The sequence below is a fragment of the Noviluteimonas lactosilytica genome, from assembly GCF_020866925.1.
Taxonomy (GTDB): domain Bacteria; phylum Pseudomonadota; class Gammaproteobacteria; order Xanthomonadales; family Xanthomonadaceae; genus Noviluteimonas; species Noviluteimonas lactosilytica.
The window spans coordinates 164,399-178,633 of sequence record NZ_JAJGAK010000001.1 but is presented as its reverse complement, the minus strand read 5'-3'; the positions used below and the strand labels follow the sequence as shown (position 1 = coordinate 178,633).

Sequence of the window (14,235 nt, the reverse complement as noted above, 5' to 3'; positions counted from 1 at the left end):
TCAGTCTTGCGCGATCGCGTAACGCAGCGCGGGAACCGAACGGGAAAGGCTCGGACCCAGCGCCTTGCGCGCACGTTCGAACGCATTCCAGTCGGAGATGTCGGGCAGCGACGGGATCGTCACCAGCTCGCCCTGTTCGAGGCCGGCGAGCGCGGCGTCGACCATGTCGTCCGCCGACATCACGATTTCCTGCGGCAGCGTCGACAGCGACGTGCCCGCGTTTTCCCACAGGTCGGTCGCGGTCGCGCCCGGCAGCACCGCCTGCACGCGCACGCCCTTGTCGGCGAGTTCGTGCTGCAGCGACTGCGAGAAGGCGAGCACGTAGGCCTTGCTGCCGCCGTACACGCCGTTGAGCAGCTCCGGCGCGAGCGCGACGATCGAAGCGATGTTGACGATCGTGCCCGTGCCGCGCGCGACGAACGCCGGCGCCACCGCGTACGCAAGGCGCGTGGGGACGTTGACGTTGAGCGCGATCATGCGGTCCATCTGGTCGATGTCCGACCCGAGCAGCGGCGCGGTCGCCGCGATGCCCGCGTTGTTGACGAACATCGTGATGCTCGCGTCGGTCTTCAGCACTCGTTCGACGCGCGCGATGCCCTGCGCGTCGGTGAGGTCGGCGGCGAGGATTTCGACGGAACGGCCGGTGCGGTCGGTCAGCTGCGTAGCGAGGGCGCGCAGTCGGTCTTCGCGACGCGCGACGAGGATCAGGTCGAAACCCGAACGGGCGAGGCGATCCGCATACACGGCGCCGATGCCCGAGGACGCGCCGGTGATCAGCGCCGTGCCGCGGTGGACGTGGGTATTCATCTGTGAGGGTTCCGATGGCCGGCGGGTCGCCGGGTGCGGGATGCAATGTAGACTCGCAACCGGAAGGCCTAAATGTCGAAGGTCCCACCTTTTCGGCCATCGGAGGATCCCCGTGACCACCATTGGTTTTGCACTGCCGGAAGGCTTCCAGATCATGACGCTGGCGCCCGTGTCGGCGTTCGAGTTGGCCAACGTCGTGGCGAAGGAGCGGCTGTACGAGATCCGCCTGTTGTCCGAACACGGCGGGCCGTTGCGCAACTCGTTCGGCGTGTCGATCGACACGCGCGTGCTGTCGCGGCACAAGATGGACACGCTGATCGTCGGCGGCCTCGTGCATCCGGTGCCGTCGAGCCCGGCGTTCCTGCGACAGATCCGCAAGGCTGCGGCATCGACGCGGCGCATCGCGTCTGTCTGCACCGGCGCCTTCATCCTCGCCGAGGCCGGCCTGCTCGACGAACGCCGCGTCACCACGCACTGGCATCACGCGCGCGACTTGCAGAAGCAGTTCCCGCTCGCGCGCGTCGAAGAAGATCGCATCTACATCATCGATGGCCCGGTGTGGACGTCGGCGGGCATGAGCGCCGGCGTCGATCTCGCGCTCGGCATGATCGAAAAGGACTTCGGCGCCGACCTCGCGCGCGACGTCGCGCAGCATCTGGTCGTGCACCATCGCCGCGCCGGTGGGCAATCGCAGCATTCGAAGCTGCTGGAGATGGATGCGAAGACCGACCGCATCCAGGGCGCGCTGGCGTTCGCGCGCCAGAACCTGCATGCGCCGTTGACCGTGGAATCGCTCGCGGAAGCCGCGCACCTGAGCCCGCGCCAATTCAGCCGCGCGTTCCGTGCGGAGACCGGGCAATCGCCGGCCAAGGCGCTGGAACACCTGCGCGTGGAAGCGGCGCGCGTGATGGTCGAACAGAGCCGCCACACGATCGACGAAGTCGCGTCGCAGACGGGCTTCGCCGATCCCGAGCGCATGCGCCGCGCGTTCCTGCGTGCCTACGGACAGCCGCCGCAGGCGCTGCGCCGCAACGCGCGCGTGGCGATGGCAGGTTGATTCCCGGTCGAGCGCCTCCATCTCGAAACGAGCAACAACGGAGCCACGTGATGACGACAAAAACCGAAACCGCGACCCTTGCCGGCGGCTGCTTCTGGGGCATGCAGGACCTGATCCGCCGCCAGCCCGGCGTGCTGAAGACGCGCGTGGGCTACAGCGGCGGCGACGTGCCCAACGCGACGTACCGCAACCACGGCACGCATGCCGAAGCGATCGAGATCGTGTTCGATCCGAACGTGACGAGCTATCGCAAGATGCTGGAGTTCTTCTTCCAGATCCACGACCCGACCACGGTCAATCGCCAGGGCAACGACCGCGGCACGAGCTATCGCTCCGCGATCTTCTACGCCGACGAAGCGCAGAAGCGCGAAGCGGAAGACACGATTGCCGACGTCGACGCCTCGGGCCTGTGGCCCGGCAAGGTCGTCACCGAGGTCACGCCGGTCGGTCCGTTCTGGGAAGCCGAGCCCGAGCACCAGGATTACCTCGTGCATTATCCGACCGGCTACACGTGCCACTTCATCCGCGAGGATTGGGTGCTGCCGCGACGCAAGACCGCTTGAAAGCAGAAGGCCACCGCGAGGTGGCCTTCTTGTTGGTGCCTCAGTGTGCCAACGCGTAATCGATCGCCGCACGCACCGCCGCCACCTGCGCGTCGTTGCATTGCTGCGGCGTCGCGCGCGGGCTGTCCGGATACACCTCGGTGGTCGTGCGATAGCGCGCGTTGGTGATGCCCGCGCACAGGCCGAGACCGCGCACCGGGTAGTTGATGACGCCGTGCGCGACGACGGGCGTGGCGATGATCTCGTTGTTCGCATCCGGCGGCGCGATGTGGGTGACCTTCTCGACTGCGGCGATGATCGCCTGCTGGAACCCGGGCTGCGGATCGTCTGCATCGCCGACGAGGTAGAAGCCGTCGGGGACGCCTTCGGGTTCGAACGGCTTGCCGTCGCGCGCGGCGAGGGCGGGGCGGAATTCGGTTTCGTCGGTGTCGGTGGTTTCGTGCAGGTCGATGTGCACGAGGGCCTTGTCGCGGATCGGTGCGACCAGGCGCAACAACGCGGCGGACTCTTCGGCCGGGCTGTTTTCGCGGAACGAACGGTTGGGGTCGATCGCGTTCGGGTTCCAGCGATGGATGCGTTCGTACGCCCACGGGCTGACGCAGGGCGCGACGAGCAGGTTGACCTTGCCCGCGTAGTCTTCGCCATGTTGTTCGACGAACTGCAGCGCGCCGTGCACGCCGCTGGTTTCGTAACCGTGCACGCCGCCGGTGACGAGGATCGTCGGCAGCGCGTCGTTCCAGTCGCGCGAGCGGATGGCGAGCAGCGGCAGCGCACCGTCGGCGTAATCCAGGCGCCCGTATTCCTCGACGTCGAAACGCGCGCGCAGTCGATCGATCTTCGCGACGACATCGTCGGCGTAACTGCGGTGGCGGACCTGGCGCGACAGCCAGGACTGCTTCTCGACGTCGCCCCAGGGCTGGAGCGGCTTGCCGATCGGGTAGGGCGTGGGGTCCATGCGCATCGCTTCGTGTCGGGGGAACGCCAAGGTACTGGAAGAAGGCGCTGCACGGGGATACCGGAAGGGCACCCGCGAGCGAAAGTCTCCCCGCCATTCGTCGGGGGCGTGGCCGATGGAAGCAGCCGTGGGGCGTTCCACTTTCGTGGACCCTGAATGGGAGTGCGCACCATGAAAAGCTTCGCGTTGGTCGTCGTGACGATAAGCGTGGCGTGTGTGTTCCAGGCCGGTTGCACGTCGCAGGCCAATCCACCGGAGAAGAAGTACAAGGTCGAGCCGGTCGATGTCGCGTGGGAACGACCGCCGGGTCATCGGCCCGGCGATGTCAGCGGCACCTTCAAGTTGATCGAGTCGGCCGACGGCGATCTGCCGAGTTCGATCGAAAATGGACAGCCCGTCGTCACTGGCGGCGCGTGCCTGGTGTACCAGGACAAACGCAACGTCAAGTCGTGCCAAGCGGACGCGGACTGCCCGCCGCCCGTCGCGGGTGGCCATGGCTATTGTCATCCCACCGAGAAGAAGTGCTGGTTCAAGGATGCGCCGGGGAGCTTCCCGAACAACCCGGACGGCTTCATCGTCGAAGCCAATTGCCTCAAGAGCGGTCCAAATTCGTTGCACGTCGACAGGGTCAACCAGTTGCAGATCGTCAACGGTCATCCGGCGCAATATCGCTGGCGCATCACCACGTGCCAGGGATTGGTGGCGCTCGGGTGCAAGTCGGGTGACCCAGACAAAGCACGCTCGCGATGGGGGGATGTGCTCGAACCCTGATGTTTCGAGTGCGCGCAGGGGCGGCCATGCTCGTATTCTGCTGCGATGGAACTGCACCTGGTCATCGAGGGCACCCGCGACCTGGCGGCGCAGATCCACCGGCAATTGCGCGAGGCGATCCAGAGCGGTCGCCTCGCGGGTGGAACGCAATTGCCGCCGTCGCGCTTGCTCGCCGAACAGCTTGGCGTGTCGCGCAAGACCGTGTCGGCGGCGTACGAGAAGCTCGCGCTGGATCGATTGATCGTCACGCAGGTGGGGGCGGGGAGCTTCGTCGCCTCGCGCGTGCCGCGGCAGGCGAAGTTCGTCGGCATCGAAGCGCTCGGCGGTCGTGCCATCGCACAACAGTGGCAGGGCATGGAAACGCCGATGCTGCACCCGTCGGTGGAGTCGCGCGCGCGTTACGAGTTCGTCGGCGGTGCGACGAGCGCGCGTCTGTTTCCGCAGGTCGAGTGGCGGCAATGCATCCTGCATGCATTGCGGCGCATCACGGACGCGCGCGGCTACTACGCGGAGGCCGAAGGCCTGCCGGCGTTGCGCGACGCCATCAGCCGGCACGTGGGGTTCAGTCGCGGCGTGGATTGCACGCTCGAGGATGTCGTCGTCACCAACGGCGCGCAGCAGGCGCTCGATCTCGTCGCGCGCGTGCTGATCGAACCCGGCTGCGCGGTCGTGGTGGAAGAGCCCGGTTACCTGCTGGCGAGCATGTTGCTCGAAGCGCAGGGTGCGAATGTCGTGTCGGTCCCGGTGGATGCGGAGGGGTTGATGGTAGACCTGATCCCGGAGGGCACGCGTTTGATCTACACGACGCCCGCGCATCAATTCCCGCTCGGCATGCCGATGAGCCTGGCGCGCCGCATGGCGCTGCTTGTGCGTGCGGAGGAACTGGGCGCGATCATCGTGGAAGACGATTACGACAGCGAGTTCCGTTACGACACCCACGCACTCGCGTCCTTGAAGAGCCTGGATCGCGCGGGCCTGGTGGCCTACGTCAATTCGTTTTCGAAAGTCCTGTCGCCCGATCTTCGCCTCGGCTATGTCGTGGCGCCGCCCGCGTTGCGGCTCGCGCTGTTGAACGCGAAGCACCTGAGCGACCGGCACAACCCGCTGCTGATGCAATGGGCCCTCGCGCGTTTCATCGCGGAGGGCCACCTGCTGAAGCACGTGCGGCGTTGCCATGCGGTGTACAGCGAACGCCGCACGCGATTGCTGGCGCGGCTGGAAGGCGACCTCGCGCCGTGGCTGGAGCCATTGCCGGCGAACGCGGGCTTCCACATCGCCGCGCTGTTCAAACGATCAGTCGACGTACAACACCTCTGCCACCTCGCCCGTCGCGTCGAAGTCGGCCTCTACTCCCTCGACGAGTTCCATCGGACGCCGGGGCGTCCGGGCCTGTTGATGGGCTTCGGCGCCATCGAAGCGGAGGACATCGATCCAGCCCTCGATCGAGTGCGGGAGGTGCTGGAGCAGATCGCGGTCTGATTTCACGGCGCGTCTCCCTTCGTCTGCAGCGGCGTGAGCACCGGCGCCTTCGCGTCGTTGAGGATCCAGACGAGCAGCTTGGCGGGCTGGGTCGCGCTGGCGTTGCGCGAGACGAGATGGTCGATGCCCGGCGTTTCGTACCAGGATTCGCCGGCGCGATAGGTCTTCTCGCTTTCGCCGCCGAGCTGCGACACGACCGCGCCTTCGAGTACGTAGGCGACGACCGAGCCGCCATGCACGTGCGGAATGGACTTCTGGCCCGGCGCGTACTCGACGGTGAAGAACAACGCGTTCTTGCCCGGCGCGTCGCGCAACGCCTGATCGTGGTGGACGGTGATCTTCTCTTCGCCATCGCCGGGGCCGTGCGCCGAGACCGCGGGCACGACCCCGGCAGCCAATGCCGTGAGGACGAGGAACTGCTTGATGGTCTTGTTCATGGCAGTCACTTGGCAGGCACCGAACGGAAGCCGATCGCCATGCGATTCCAGCTGTTGATCGCGTTGATGGCGACAGTCAGCTTCACGCGCTCGTCTTCGTCGAACTCGTTGCTGACCCATTCGTAATCCGAATCCGGCGCACCGGTGTGCGAGATCAGCGTCAGCGATTCGGTCCATGCCAGGGCGGCGCGCTCGCGCTCGGTGTAGAACGGCGATTCGCGCCAGACCGGCAGCGAGTACAACCGGCGCTCGGTTTCGCCGCGCTTGCGCGCATCGCTGCTGTGCATGTCGACGCAGTACGCGCAGCCGTTGATCTGGGAGGCGCGCAACTTCACGAGGTCGAGCAGGCTGTGTTCGATGCCGAGCAGGGAGACGGCGCTTTCGAGCGCGATCATCGCCTTGGCGGCGGCGGGGGACGCTTTGTAGAAATCGAGGCGGGGTTGCATGGAAATACGGTCCTGCGTGTGGGGGGTGGACGTCATGCTAGGGAGTGCGCGAACGGTGGAAGAGGCCAATTCCGAGTGCTTGCGGGAGCCAATCGAAGACGCTTCGAGGTCAGGCCGCGGGCGCGCAGTCCAGGCACAACTCCGGCGGCGGGGCTGCGAGCGCGAGCTGGCGCTGGAGCTGGCGCAATGCGGTGCGCAGGCCTTCTTCGACGACGGGGTGGTAGAACGGACTGTCGAGCATGTCCTGCACCGTATCGCCGCGCTGCGCGCTCCATGCGAGCAGATGACCGATGTGTTCGGCCGCAGGCCCGACCATCTCCGCGCCGAGGAAGCGGCCGCTCCCTGATTCGCCATACACGCGAAGCGCGCCCTGGTTCTTCAGCATCACGCGACTGCGGCCCTGGTCGTCGAACGACACCTCGCCGGTCTCGAAACGCATGCCCGCCGCCAGCAACTCCGCGTGCGTGAGTCCGGCTAGCGCGATCTGCGGATCGCTGAACACGATCGACAGGCGCGCACGGCGCGGCCGCACGCGCACGCGCGGGAAGCGGCCGGCGTTGTCGCCGGCGATGCGGCCGTCGTCCGCGGCTTCGTGCAGGAGTTGGAGGTCGTCCTGCACGTCGCCCGCGAGAAAGATGTGCGAGTCGCCGATGCGGCCGGTGTTGCGATCGACGCTCGGCAGACCGGATGCATCCAGCGGGATGCCGGCATTCTCCAGGTCGAGGCCGTCGAGGTTCGGATGCCGCCCGATGGCGGCGAGCAGGAAGTCGAACGTGTCGGTGTCTTGGTGGCCATCGCGCGTGCGGCTCACGATGCGGACTTGTTCCGATGCATCGAGGCTGGGAGTGATGGCCTCGACGTCGAGCGTCATCGACAGTTCCGCGCCGATCGTGGCGCGCGCGACATCCTGCAAGACCGGATCGGTGAGCGGACCCAGGCGTGTGCTGCGCCCGTAGACGCGCACGCGCACACCGAGGCGATGCAGCGCCAGCGCGAGTTCCAGGCCGATGATGCCGGTGCCGACCACCGCGACGGAGCGCGGCAATGTCTGCCATGCGAAGACGTCGTCGTTGATGAGCAGCTTGTCGCCCAGCGCGGCGCGCCAACCACGCGGCACGTTGGGACTCGATCCCGTCGCGATGACGATGCGGTCCGCGATCACGCGCGTGCCGTCGTCGACCTGCAATTCGTGCGGGGAAACGAAGCGCGCGAAGCCGCGCAGGCGATGCGCCTGCGGCCAGGCTTGCACCGAGTCGACGACGAAACCGACGAAGCGATCGCGTTCGCGGCGCACGCGGTCCATGACTTCTCGCCCGTCGATGCGCACTTCACCGGCGTGCACGCCGAAGGCCTGCGCATGCCGCGCCGTGTGCGCGGCTTCCGCCGCGGCGATCAGCAGCTTGCTGGGCATGCAGCCCACGCGCGCGCAGGTCGTGCCGTAAGGCCCGCCTTCGATGACGACGAGGTTGTCGGTGTGCGCGGCGGCGGCGCGGTACGCGGTCATGCCCGCGGTGCCCGCACCGATGATCGCGACGTCTGTCCTGAGGGTCTTCATGCTTGTGTCTTCACTGCGATGTGCTTGTATTCGACGAAGTCGTCGATGGCGGCCGTGCCGTTGAGGCGGCCGCGGCCGGATTGCTTGAAGCCGCCTTCCTCGAAGTCGTCGTAGACGACGGCCCAGTCGTTGATCCACACGGTGCCCGCGTCGATCGCGCGCGCCACTCGCATCGAGCGCGCCGCGTCGCGCGTCCACACGCTCGCCGCCAGGCCGTACTCGCTGTCGTTGGCGAGCGCGATGGCTTCGTCTTCGGTGTCGAACACCTGCAGCGTCAGCACGGGGCCGAAGGTTTCCTGTTGCACGATGGCGAGCGACGGGTCGGTGACTTCGAGCAACGTCGGTCGATGGAATGCACCGCGCGCCAATGCGCCTTCGACGGCCGGACCGCCGCGCACGAGGACACGTGCGCCGGCCGCGATGGCTGCCTGCACGGCGCGATCGACGCGGTCGACGTTCGCCTGGTCGATCATCGGACCCATCTCGCTCGCGGGATCGCTCGCAGGGCCGACGCGAATGGCGGCGATGCGCTCGGCGAGCTGCGCACGCAGGGCATCGGCGACGCCGCGCTGCACGAGCACGCGCGAGCCCGTCATGCAGAACTGGCCGGCGAACACGGTCAACGCTTGCGCGAGCTTCGGAACTGCGGCGACGAGGTCCGCGTCGTCGAAGACGACCATCGGCGTCTTGCCGCCGAGTTCCAGGCCGAAGCGCTTCAGCAGCGGCGCGCCGGCGGCGGAAATCGCGCGCCCGGTGGCGGTGCTGCCGGTGAAGCTGATGACCGGCACGTCGGGTGAGGCGACGAGGTGCTTCGCGCCTTCGGCGCCGGATTCGGTGAACAGGTTGATCACCCCACGCGGCAACGACGGTGCTTCGCTCATCACGCGCGCCACCAACGCATTGGTCTGCGCGGTCTGTCCTGGCATCTTGATGACGGTGGTCGTGCCGGCCGCGAGCGCGGGCGCAAGCGATCGCACCATCAGGATGATCGGTGCGTTCCAGGGCACGACGATGCCGGCGACGCCGATGGGCTGGCGCAGCATCACGGACAGCGCGCCGGGGCGGGGCTCCGAGGCGCGGCCGGATTCGGTCAGTGCGAGCGCGGCGTAGTAGCGGAGCTTGGGCGGCACCATCGACACTTCGAAGCGCGCGTCGCGTGCGACCTTGCCGACTTCGAGCGACAACGTCGCGGCCAGCGCGTCGGCGTTGCGTTCGAACGCATCGGCCAGCTGATGCAGGACTTTCGCGCGCAACGCGCGGTCGGTGGCCCAAGCGGTTTCGCGAAAGGCGCGACGTGCGGCGTCGACGGCGCGTGTGGCTTCGTCGGCGCCGCCATCGGCGTACTCGCCGATCGCTTCGGAGGTGGCGGGGTCGATCGAACGATTCGTGATGGGCGAGTCGATCCACTCGCCGTCGATCCAGTGCATTGCGGTTGTCGTGTTCATGCGTGTCATTGAAAGGTCGGGGTGGGCGCGTTTACGCCGCGAGCGGCAGCGCAACGCCGTCGACCATCGAGTGGCCGTGTCCGACGAAGTATTCGAACTCGTGGAAGAACGCCGCGAGCATGCCTTGCACCGGCCACGCAGCGGCTTCGCCGAATGCGCAGATGGTGTGGCCTTCGATCTGGCGCGAGACTTCTTCGAGGCGGTGCAGGTCTTCACGCGTACCTTCGCCGCGGACGATGCGATCGAGCACGCGATGCATCCAGCCCGTGCCTTCGCGGCACGGCGTGCATTGCCCGCACGATTCCTTCATGTAGAAGCGCGAGATGCGATGCGTGGCGCGCACCATGCACGTGGTGTCGTCCATCACGATCACCGCGCCGGAGCCCAGGCCAGAGCCCGCTTCGCGCAGCGAATCGAAGTCCATGTCGATCTGCATCATGCGATCGGCGGGGATGACCTTCATGGTCGTGCCGCCGGGGATCACGGCCTTCAGCGTGCGGCCTTCGCGCATGCCGCCGGCGAGCGCGAGCAGGTCGCGGAACGGCGTGCCCAGCGGCACTTCGTAGTTGCCGGGCCGCGCGACGTGGCCGCTGACGGAGAAGATCTTCGGCCCGCCGTTGTTGGGAATGCCGATGTCGAGGAACCACTGCGCGCCGTTGCGCATGATCGCGGGGATCGACGCGAAGGTTTCGGTGTTGCAGACCGTCGTCGGCCGGCCGTACAGGCCGAACACCGCGGGGAAGGGCGGCTTGTAGCGTGGCATCGCTTTCTTGCCTTCCAGCGACTCGAGCAGCCCCGTTTCCTCGCCTGCGATGTAGGCGCCGGCGCCGAGCGTGTTGTGGATGTGCATGTCGATGTCGCTGCCGAGCACGCCTTCGCCAAGCAGCCCGGCGTCCATCGCTTCGCGCAGCGCCTGTTCGACGCGTTCGAACGGGGCATGGAACTCGCCGCGGATGTAGTGATAGCCGACGGTCGCGCCCGCGCAGTACGCGGCGATGGCGATGCCTTCGAGCACCGCGTGCGGGTTGTTGAGCAGCAGCTCGCGATCCTTGCAGGTGCCGGGTTCGGCTTCGTCGGAGTTGCAGACGATGTACTTCTGGCCTTCGGCATCGCGCGGCATGAACGACAACTTCAGGCCGGTGGCGAACCCCGCGCCGCCGCGGCCGCGCAGGGCGCTCTTCTTGAGCGTTTCGACCAGCTCCGCGGGATCGGGGCGTCGCGCGATGATGTCGCGCCACGCCTGCCAGCCGCCGATGGATTCGTAGTTCTCCATCGTCCAGGGCTCGTCGAAGGCATGCGTCGTGTAGGAGACCTGGTGCGGCTGCACGATGCGGGAGTGGGATTGCGTGTTCATGGCGGTGTGTCTCAGCCCAGCGCGGGCTCGGTCTTGTCGTCGTCGATTTCGTAGAGGGCCTTCGCGCGATCGGCCGCGTCGGCGGGCAGCACGCCGTCGCGCACGAGCGAGACGATGGCGGCGTGCGCGATCCAGCGACGGTCGACTTCGAAGTACGCGCGCAGGTTGGCGCGGGTGTCGCTGCGACCGAAGCCGTCGGTGCCGAGCACCGTGTAGCGGCGGCCTTCGGGCATGAAGGCGCGAATCTGGTCGGCGACGCCACGCACGTAGTCGGTCGCGGCGATCACCGGACCCGTGTGGTCGGCGAGCAGGGACGCGACATACGGCACGCGCTGCGGCTCACCCGGATGCATGCGGTTCCAGCGTTCGACCTGGAAGCCGTCGCGACGCAACTCGGCGAAGCTCGGCGCCGACCACACGTCCGCGGCGACGCCGAAGTCATCACGCAGCATTTCGGACGCGGCAATCGCTTCGCGCAGGATCGTGCCGGCGCCGAGCAGTTGCACGCGCGGCGCATCGGCGGCGAGCGCCGAGGGCTGCAGCAGGTACATGCCGCGCAGGATGCCGGTCTCCGCGCCTTCAGGCATCGCCGGATGCGCGTACGGTTCGTTCATGACGGTGAGGTAGTAATACACGTCCTCCTGTTCCTGCATCATGCGACGCACGCCTTCCTGCACGATGACCGCGACTTCGAATGCGAACGTGGGGTCGTACGACATGACATTCGGAATCGCGCCCGACATCAGGTGCGAGTGCGCATCTTCATGCTGCAGGCCTTCGCCGTTGATGGTGGTGCGCCCCGCGGTGCCGCCGATGAGGAAGCCGCGTGCGCGCATGTCCGCCGCCGCCCACGCGAGGTCGCCGACGCGCTGGAAGCCGAACATCGCGTAGTAGAGGAAGAACGGCAGCATCGGCACGTCGCTGACGCTGTAGCTGGTGCCGGCCGCGATCCACGAGCTGATGCCGCCGGCTTCGCTGATGCCTTCCTGCAGCACCTGGCCGTCTTCCTTCTCGCGGTAGTACACGAGTTGCGACGAATCGTTGGGCGTGTACTGCTGCCCGAACGGTGCATAGATGCCGACCTGGCGGAACAGGCCTTCCATGCCGAACGTGCGCGCTTCGTCCGCGATGATCGGGACGACGCGCGAGCCTACCTCCTTGTCGCGCAACAACAGGTTGATGCTGCGCACGAGCGCCGCGGTCGTGCTGAATTCGCGATCGCCGCTGGCCTGCAACAAGGGATCGAACGCCTCGAGCGTCGGCGCAGTGGGCACGACGTTCGACTTGCGCCGGCGTTGCGGCAGGAAGCCGCCTAGCGCTTCGCGGCGTTCGTGCATGTAGCGCACTTCGGCCGAATCGGCGCCCGGGTGGAAGTAGGGCACGTCTTCGAGGCGATCGTCGGGGATCGGGATCGACAGGCGATCGCGCAGTTCGCGCACGACGTCGAGGTCGATCTTCTTCTTGTTGTGGTTCGTGTTCTGCGACTGCAGCGTCTCGCCGAGGCCGTAGCCCTTGATCGTCTTCGCGATGATCACGGTCGGCTTGCCCTGCGTGTGCACGGCCTGGTGATACGCGGCGAAGACCTTCGCCGGATCGTGGCCGCCACGGTTGAGCGCTTCGATGTCGTGGTCCGAGTACGCTTCGACCAGGCGGCGGGTGCTCTCGCTCTTGCCGAAGAAGTGCTCGCGCGTGTACGCGCCGCCGAGCGTCTTGAATGCCTGGTATTCGCCGTCGACGGTTTCCATCATCACGCGGCGCAGTTCGCCGTCGGTGTCGCGGGCGAGCAGGGGATCCCACTGGCTGCCCCACACGACCTTGATGACGTTCCAGCCGGCGCCGCGAAACACGCTCTCGGCTTCCTGGATGATCTTGCCGTTGCCGCGCACGGGGCCGTCGAGCCGTTGCAGGTTCGCGTTGACGACGAACACGAGGTTGTCCAGCCGCTCGCGACCGGCGAGCGCGAGCGCACCGACGGTTTCGGGTTCGTCGAGCTCACCGTCGCCGAGCAGCGCCCACACCTTGCGGTCGCTCTTGGGCATCAGGCCGCGTTGTTCGAGGTAGCGCCAGAAATGCGCCTGGTGGATCGCCTGCAGCGGCCCGAGCCCCATCGAGACGGTCGCGACCTGCCAGTAATCGGGCATCAGCCACGGATGCGGATACGACGAGAGCCCGCGCCCCTTGCCTTCGACTTCCATGCGGTAGAGATCGAGTTGCGCTTCGTCGAAGCGGCCTTCGAGGAACGAGCGCGCATAGATGCCGGGGCTCGAATGGCCCTGCGTATAGATGAGATCGCCCGGATGCTCGGCGCTCGGCGCACGCCAGAAGTGATTGAAGCCGACGTCGTACAGCGTGGCCGACGACGCGAAGCTCGCGAGGTGGCCGCCGAGATCGCCCGGCTTGCGGTTCGCGCGCACGACCATCGCCATCGCATTCCAGCGAATGATGTCGCTGATGCGTTTTTCCAGCGTGGCATCACCGGGACTGACGGCCTGCCGGTCGGCGGGAATCGTGTTGACGTAATCGGACGTCGTGTTGAAGTCGATGACGCCGCCGGATTGCCGCGCATGTCCATTCAACTTCGAGAGGAGCCACGACGCGCGGTCGGGACCGGCGTGCTGGAACACGGCGTCGAGGGACTCCATCCAGTCCCGCGTTTCGGCGGGATCCGGATCGAGCGGCGGTGCCACGAGGGGAGGGTGTTCGGACATGATCGGCGGTGCATGGCGTGGTCAGGGGTGACACGCATGCTAGGCAGCGCCTCGCGGACCGAGGCGGCCAATTCCGACGACTTTCGGGGGCCATTCTCAACCGCGCAGCGTACGCACCACGCGGCACGGATTGCCGGCCGCGAACACATCGGCCGGGATGTCGCGCGTCACCACGCTCCCCGCGCCGATCACCGAACGCGCGCCGATCGTGACGCCGGGACAGAGGATCGCGCCGCCGCCGATCCACACATCGTCGCCGATCGCGATCGGCTGGCCCGATTCGATGCCGCTGCGGCGTTCGTCCGCATCCAGCGGGTGCGTCGCGGTGTAGACCTGCACCGAGGGCCCGAACAACACGTTGTCGCCGATGCTGACCGGCGCCACGTCGAGGATTACGCAGTTGAAGTTGAAGTAGACGTTGCGGCCGAGCGTGATGTGCCTGCCGTAGTCGCAGTAGAAGGGCGGCGTCACGTACACGTTGGTCGATGCGCCGAATAGTTGTTCGAGCAGCGCCGTGCGCTCGGCGTCGTTCGACGGTGGCAGCGCGGTCAACGCCTGGCAGAGTTCGCGCGCCCGCGTGCGTTCGGCGACGAGTTGCGGATCGAACCCGTTGTACGGTTCGCCGGCGAGCATCTTCTCTTTTTCGGAGCGCATCGGA

The 14,235-nt window shown here is 67.0% G+C and carries 13 protein-coding genes; 4 read left to right on the top strand and 9 right to left on the bottom strand.

What is annotated here, in order from left to right:
- Positions 1-807: an SDR family NAD(P)-dependent oxidoreductase gene (locus LK996_RS00915; RefSeq protein ID WP_230525299.1), complete on the bottom strand. Its 807-nt coding sequence runs from the start codon at positions 805-807 to the stop codon at positions 1-3.
- A gap of 112 nt (positions 808-919) precedes the next feature.
- On the opposite strand from LK996_RS00915, the gene LK996_RS00910 reads away from it, so the two are divergent.
- The gene (locus LK996_RS00910; RefSeq protein ID WP_230525298.1) at positions 920-1,864 is read left to right on the top strand and encodes a GlxA family transcriptional regulator; all 945 of its coding nucleotides are present in this window, start codon (positions 920-922) and stop codon (positions 1,862-1,864) included.
- 50 nt (positions 1,865-1,914) lie between these two features.
- The gene (msrA, locus tag LK996_RS00905) at positions 1,915-2,427 is read left to right on the top strand and encodes a peptide-methionine (S)-S-oxide reductase MsrA (RefSeq protein ID WP_230525297.1); all 513 of its coding nucleotides are present in this window, start codon (positions 1,915-1,917) and stop codon (positions 2,425-2,427) included.
- Between the two features lie 40 nt (positions 2,428-2,467).
- Here msrA and LK996_RS00900 read toward each other — a convergent pair whose 3' ends face one another.
- A complete protein-coding gene (locus tag LK996_RS00900; RefSeq protein ID WP_230525296.1) occupies positions 2,468-3,382 on the bottom strand; it encodes a M14 family metallopeptidase in 915 nt (304 codons plus the stop codon).
- A gap of 171 nt (positions 3,383-3,553) precedes the next feature.
- Between LK996_RS00900 and LK996_RS00895 the strand changes: the two genes are divergently transcribed.
- Both LK996_RS00895 and pdxR read left to right on the top strand, forming a co-directional pair.
- The gene (locus LK996_RS00895) at positions 3,554-4,153 is read left to right on the top strand and encodes a hypothetical protein (RefSeq protein ID WP_230525295.1); all 600 of its coding nucleotides are present in this window, start codon (positions 3,554-3,556) and stop codon (positions 4,151-4,153) included.
- Positions 4,154-4,198: 45 nt separating this feature from the next.
- Complete coding sequence (gene pdxR, locus LK996_RS00890; protein WP_230525294.1) at positions 4,199-5,632, top strand: MocR-like pyridoxine biosynthesis transcription factor PdxR; 1,434 nt, start codon at positions 4,199-4,201, stop codon at positions 5,630-5,632.
- A 2-nt stretch (positions 5,633-5,634) separates the two neighbouring features.
- Here the strand turns inward: pdxR and LK996_RS00885 are convergent, their stop codons facing one another.
- From LK996_RS00885 to LK996_RS00855, 7 genes are all read right to left on the bottom strand, one after another.
- Positions 5,635-6,069: a cupin domain-containing protein gene (locus tag LK996_RS00885; RefSeq protein WP_230525293.1), complete on the bottom strand. Its 435-nt coding sequence runs from the start codon at positions 6,067-6,069 to the stop codon at positions 5,635-5,637.
- 5 nt (positions 6,070-6,074) lie between these two features.
- A complete protein-coding gene (locus LK996_RS00880; RefSeq protein ID WP_230525292.1) occupies positions 6,075-6,515 on the bottom strand; it encodes a carboxymuconolactone decarboxylase family protein in 441 nt (146 codons plus the stop codon).
- 109 nt (positions 6,516-6,624) lie between these two features.
- Entirely contained in the window at positions 6,625-8,070 is a 1,446-nt protein-coding gene (locus LK996_RS00875) for a dihydrolipoyl dehydrogenase (RefSeq protein WP_230525291.1), read from the bottom strand.
- The gene (locus LK996_RS00870; RefSeq protein ID WP_230525290.1) at positions 8,067-9,515 is read right to left on the bottom strand and encodes an aldehyde dehydrogenase family protein; all 1,449 of its coding nucleotides are present in this window, start codon (positions 9,513-9,515) and stop codon (positions 8,067-8,069) included. Before LK996_RS00870 ends, LK996_RS00875 begins: the two co-directional genes overlap by 4 nt.
- 31 nt (positions 9,516-9,546) lie before the next feature.
- On the bottom strand, positions 9,547-10,869 hold the full coding sequence (nuoF, locus tag LK996_RS00865) for an NADH-quinone oxidoreductase subunit NuoF (protein ID WP_230525289.1): 1,323 nt from the start codon (positions 10,867-10,869) through the stop codon (positions 9,547-9,549).
- Positions 10,870-10,880: 11 nt separating this feature from the next.
- Positions 10,881-13,577, bottom strand: coding sequence for a pyruvate dehydrogenase (acetyl-transferring), homodimeric type (gene aceE / locus LK996_RS00860; RefSeq protein WP_230525288.1), 2,697 nt, complete (start codon positions 13,575-13,577; stop codon positions 10,881-10,883).
- 96 nt (positions 13,578-13,673) lie between these two features.
- Positions 13,674-14,231, bottom strand: a complete 558-nt coding sequence (locus LK996_RS00855) for a sugar O-acetyltransferase (protein ID WP_230525287.1) — start codon at positions 14,229-14,231, stop codon at positions 13,674-13,676.
- Between the last annotated feature and the right edge of the window lie 4 nt (positions 14,232-14,235).

Coding starts and splice junctions, on each gene's coding strand:
- LK996_RS00875 (WP_230525291.1), bottom strand. CDS start 8,070: ATGAAGACCCTCAGGACAGACGTCGCGATCATCGGTGCGGGCACCGCG.
- LK996_RS00900 (WP_230525296.1), bottom strand. CDS start 3,382: ATGGACCCCACGCCCTACCCGATCGGCAAGCCGCTCCAGCCCTGGGGC.
- msrA (WP_230525297.1), top strand. CDS start 1,915: ATGACGACAAAAACCGAAACCGCGACCCTTGCCGGCGGCTGCTTCTGG.
- pdxR (WP_230525294.1), top strand. CDS start 4,199: ATGGAACTGCACCTGGTCATCGAGGGCACCCGCGACCTGGCGGCGCAG.
- LK996_RS00880 (WP_230525292.1), bottom strand. CDS start 6,515: ATGCAACCCCGCCTCGATTTCTACAAAGCGTCCCCCGCCGCCGCCAAG.
- LK996_RS00885 (WP_230525293.1), bottom strand. CDS start 6,069: ATGAACAAGACCATCAAGCAGTTCCTCGTCCTCACGGCATTGGCTGCC.
- nuoF (WP_230525289.1), bottom strand. CDS start 10,869: ATGAACACGCAATCCCACTCCCGCATCGTGCAGCCGCACCAGGTCTCC.
- LK996_RS00915 (WP_230525299.1), bottom strand. CDS start 807: ATGAATACCCACGTCCACCGCGGCACGGCGCTGATCACCGGCGCGTCC.
- LK996_RS00895 (WP_230525295.1), top strand. CDS start 3,554: ATGAAAAGCTTCGCGTTGGTCGTCGTGACGATAAGCGTGGCGTGTGTG.
- LK996_RS00855 (WP_230525287.1), bottom strand. CDS start 14,231: ATGCGCTCCGAAAAAGAGAAGATGCTCGCCGGCGAACCGTACAACGGG.
- LK996_RS00870 (WP_230525290.1), bottom strand. CDS start 9,515: ATGAACACGACAACCGCAATGCACTGGATCGACGGCGAGTGGATCGAC.
- aceE (WP_230525288.1), bottom strand. CDS start 13,577: ATGTCCGAACACCCTCCCCTCGTGGCACCGCCGCTCGATCCGGATCCC.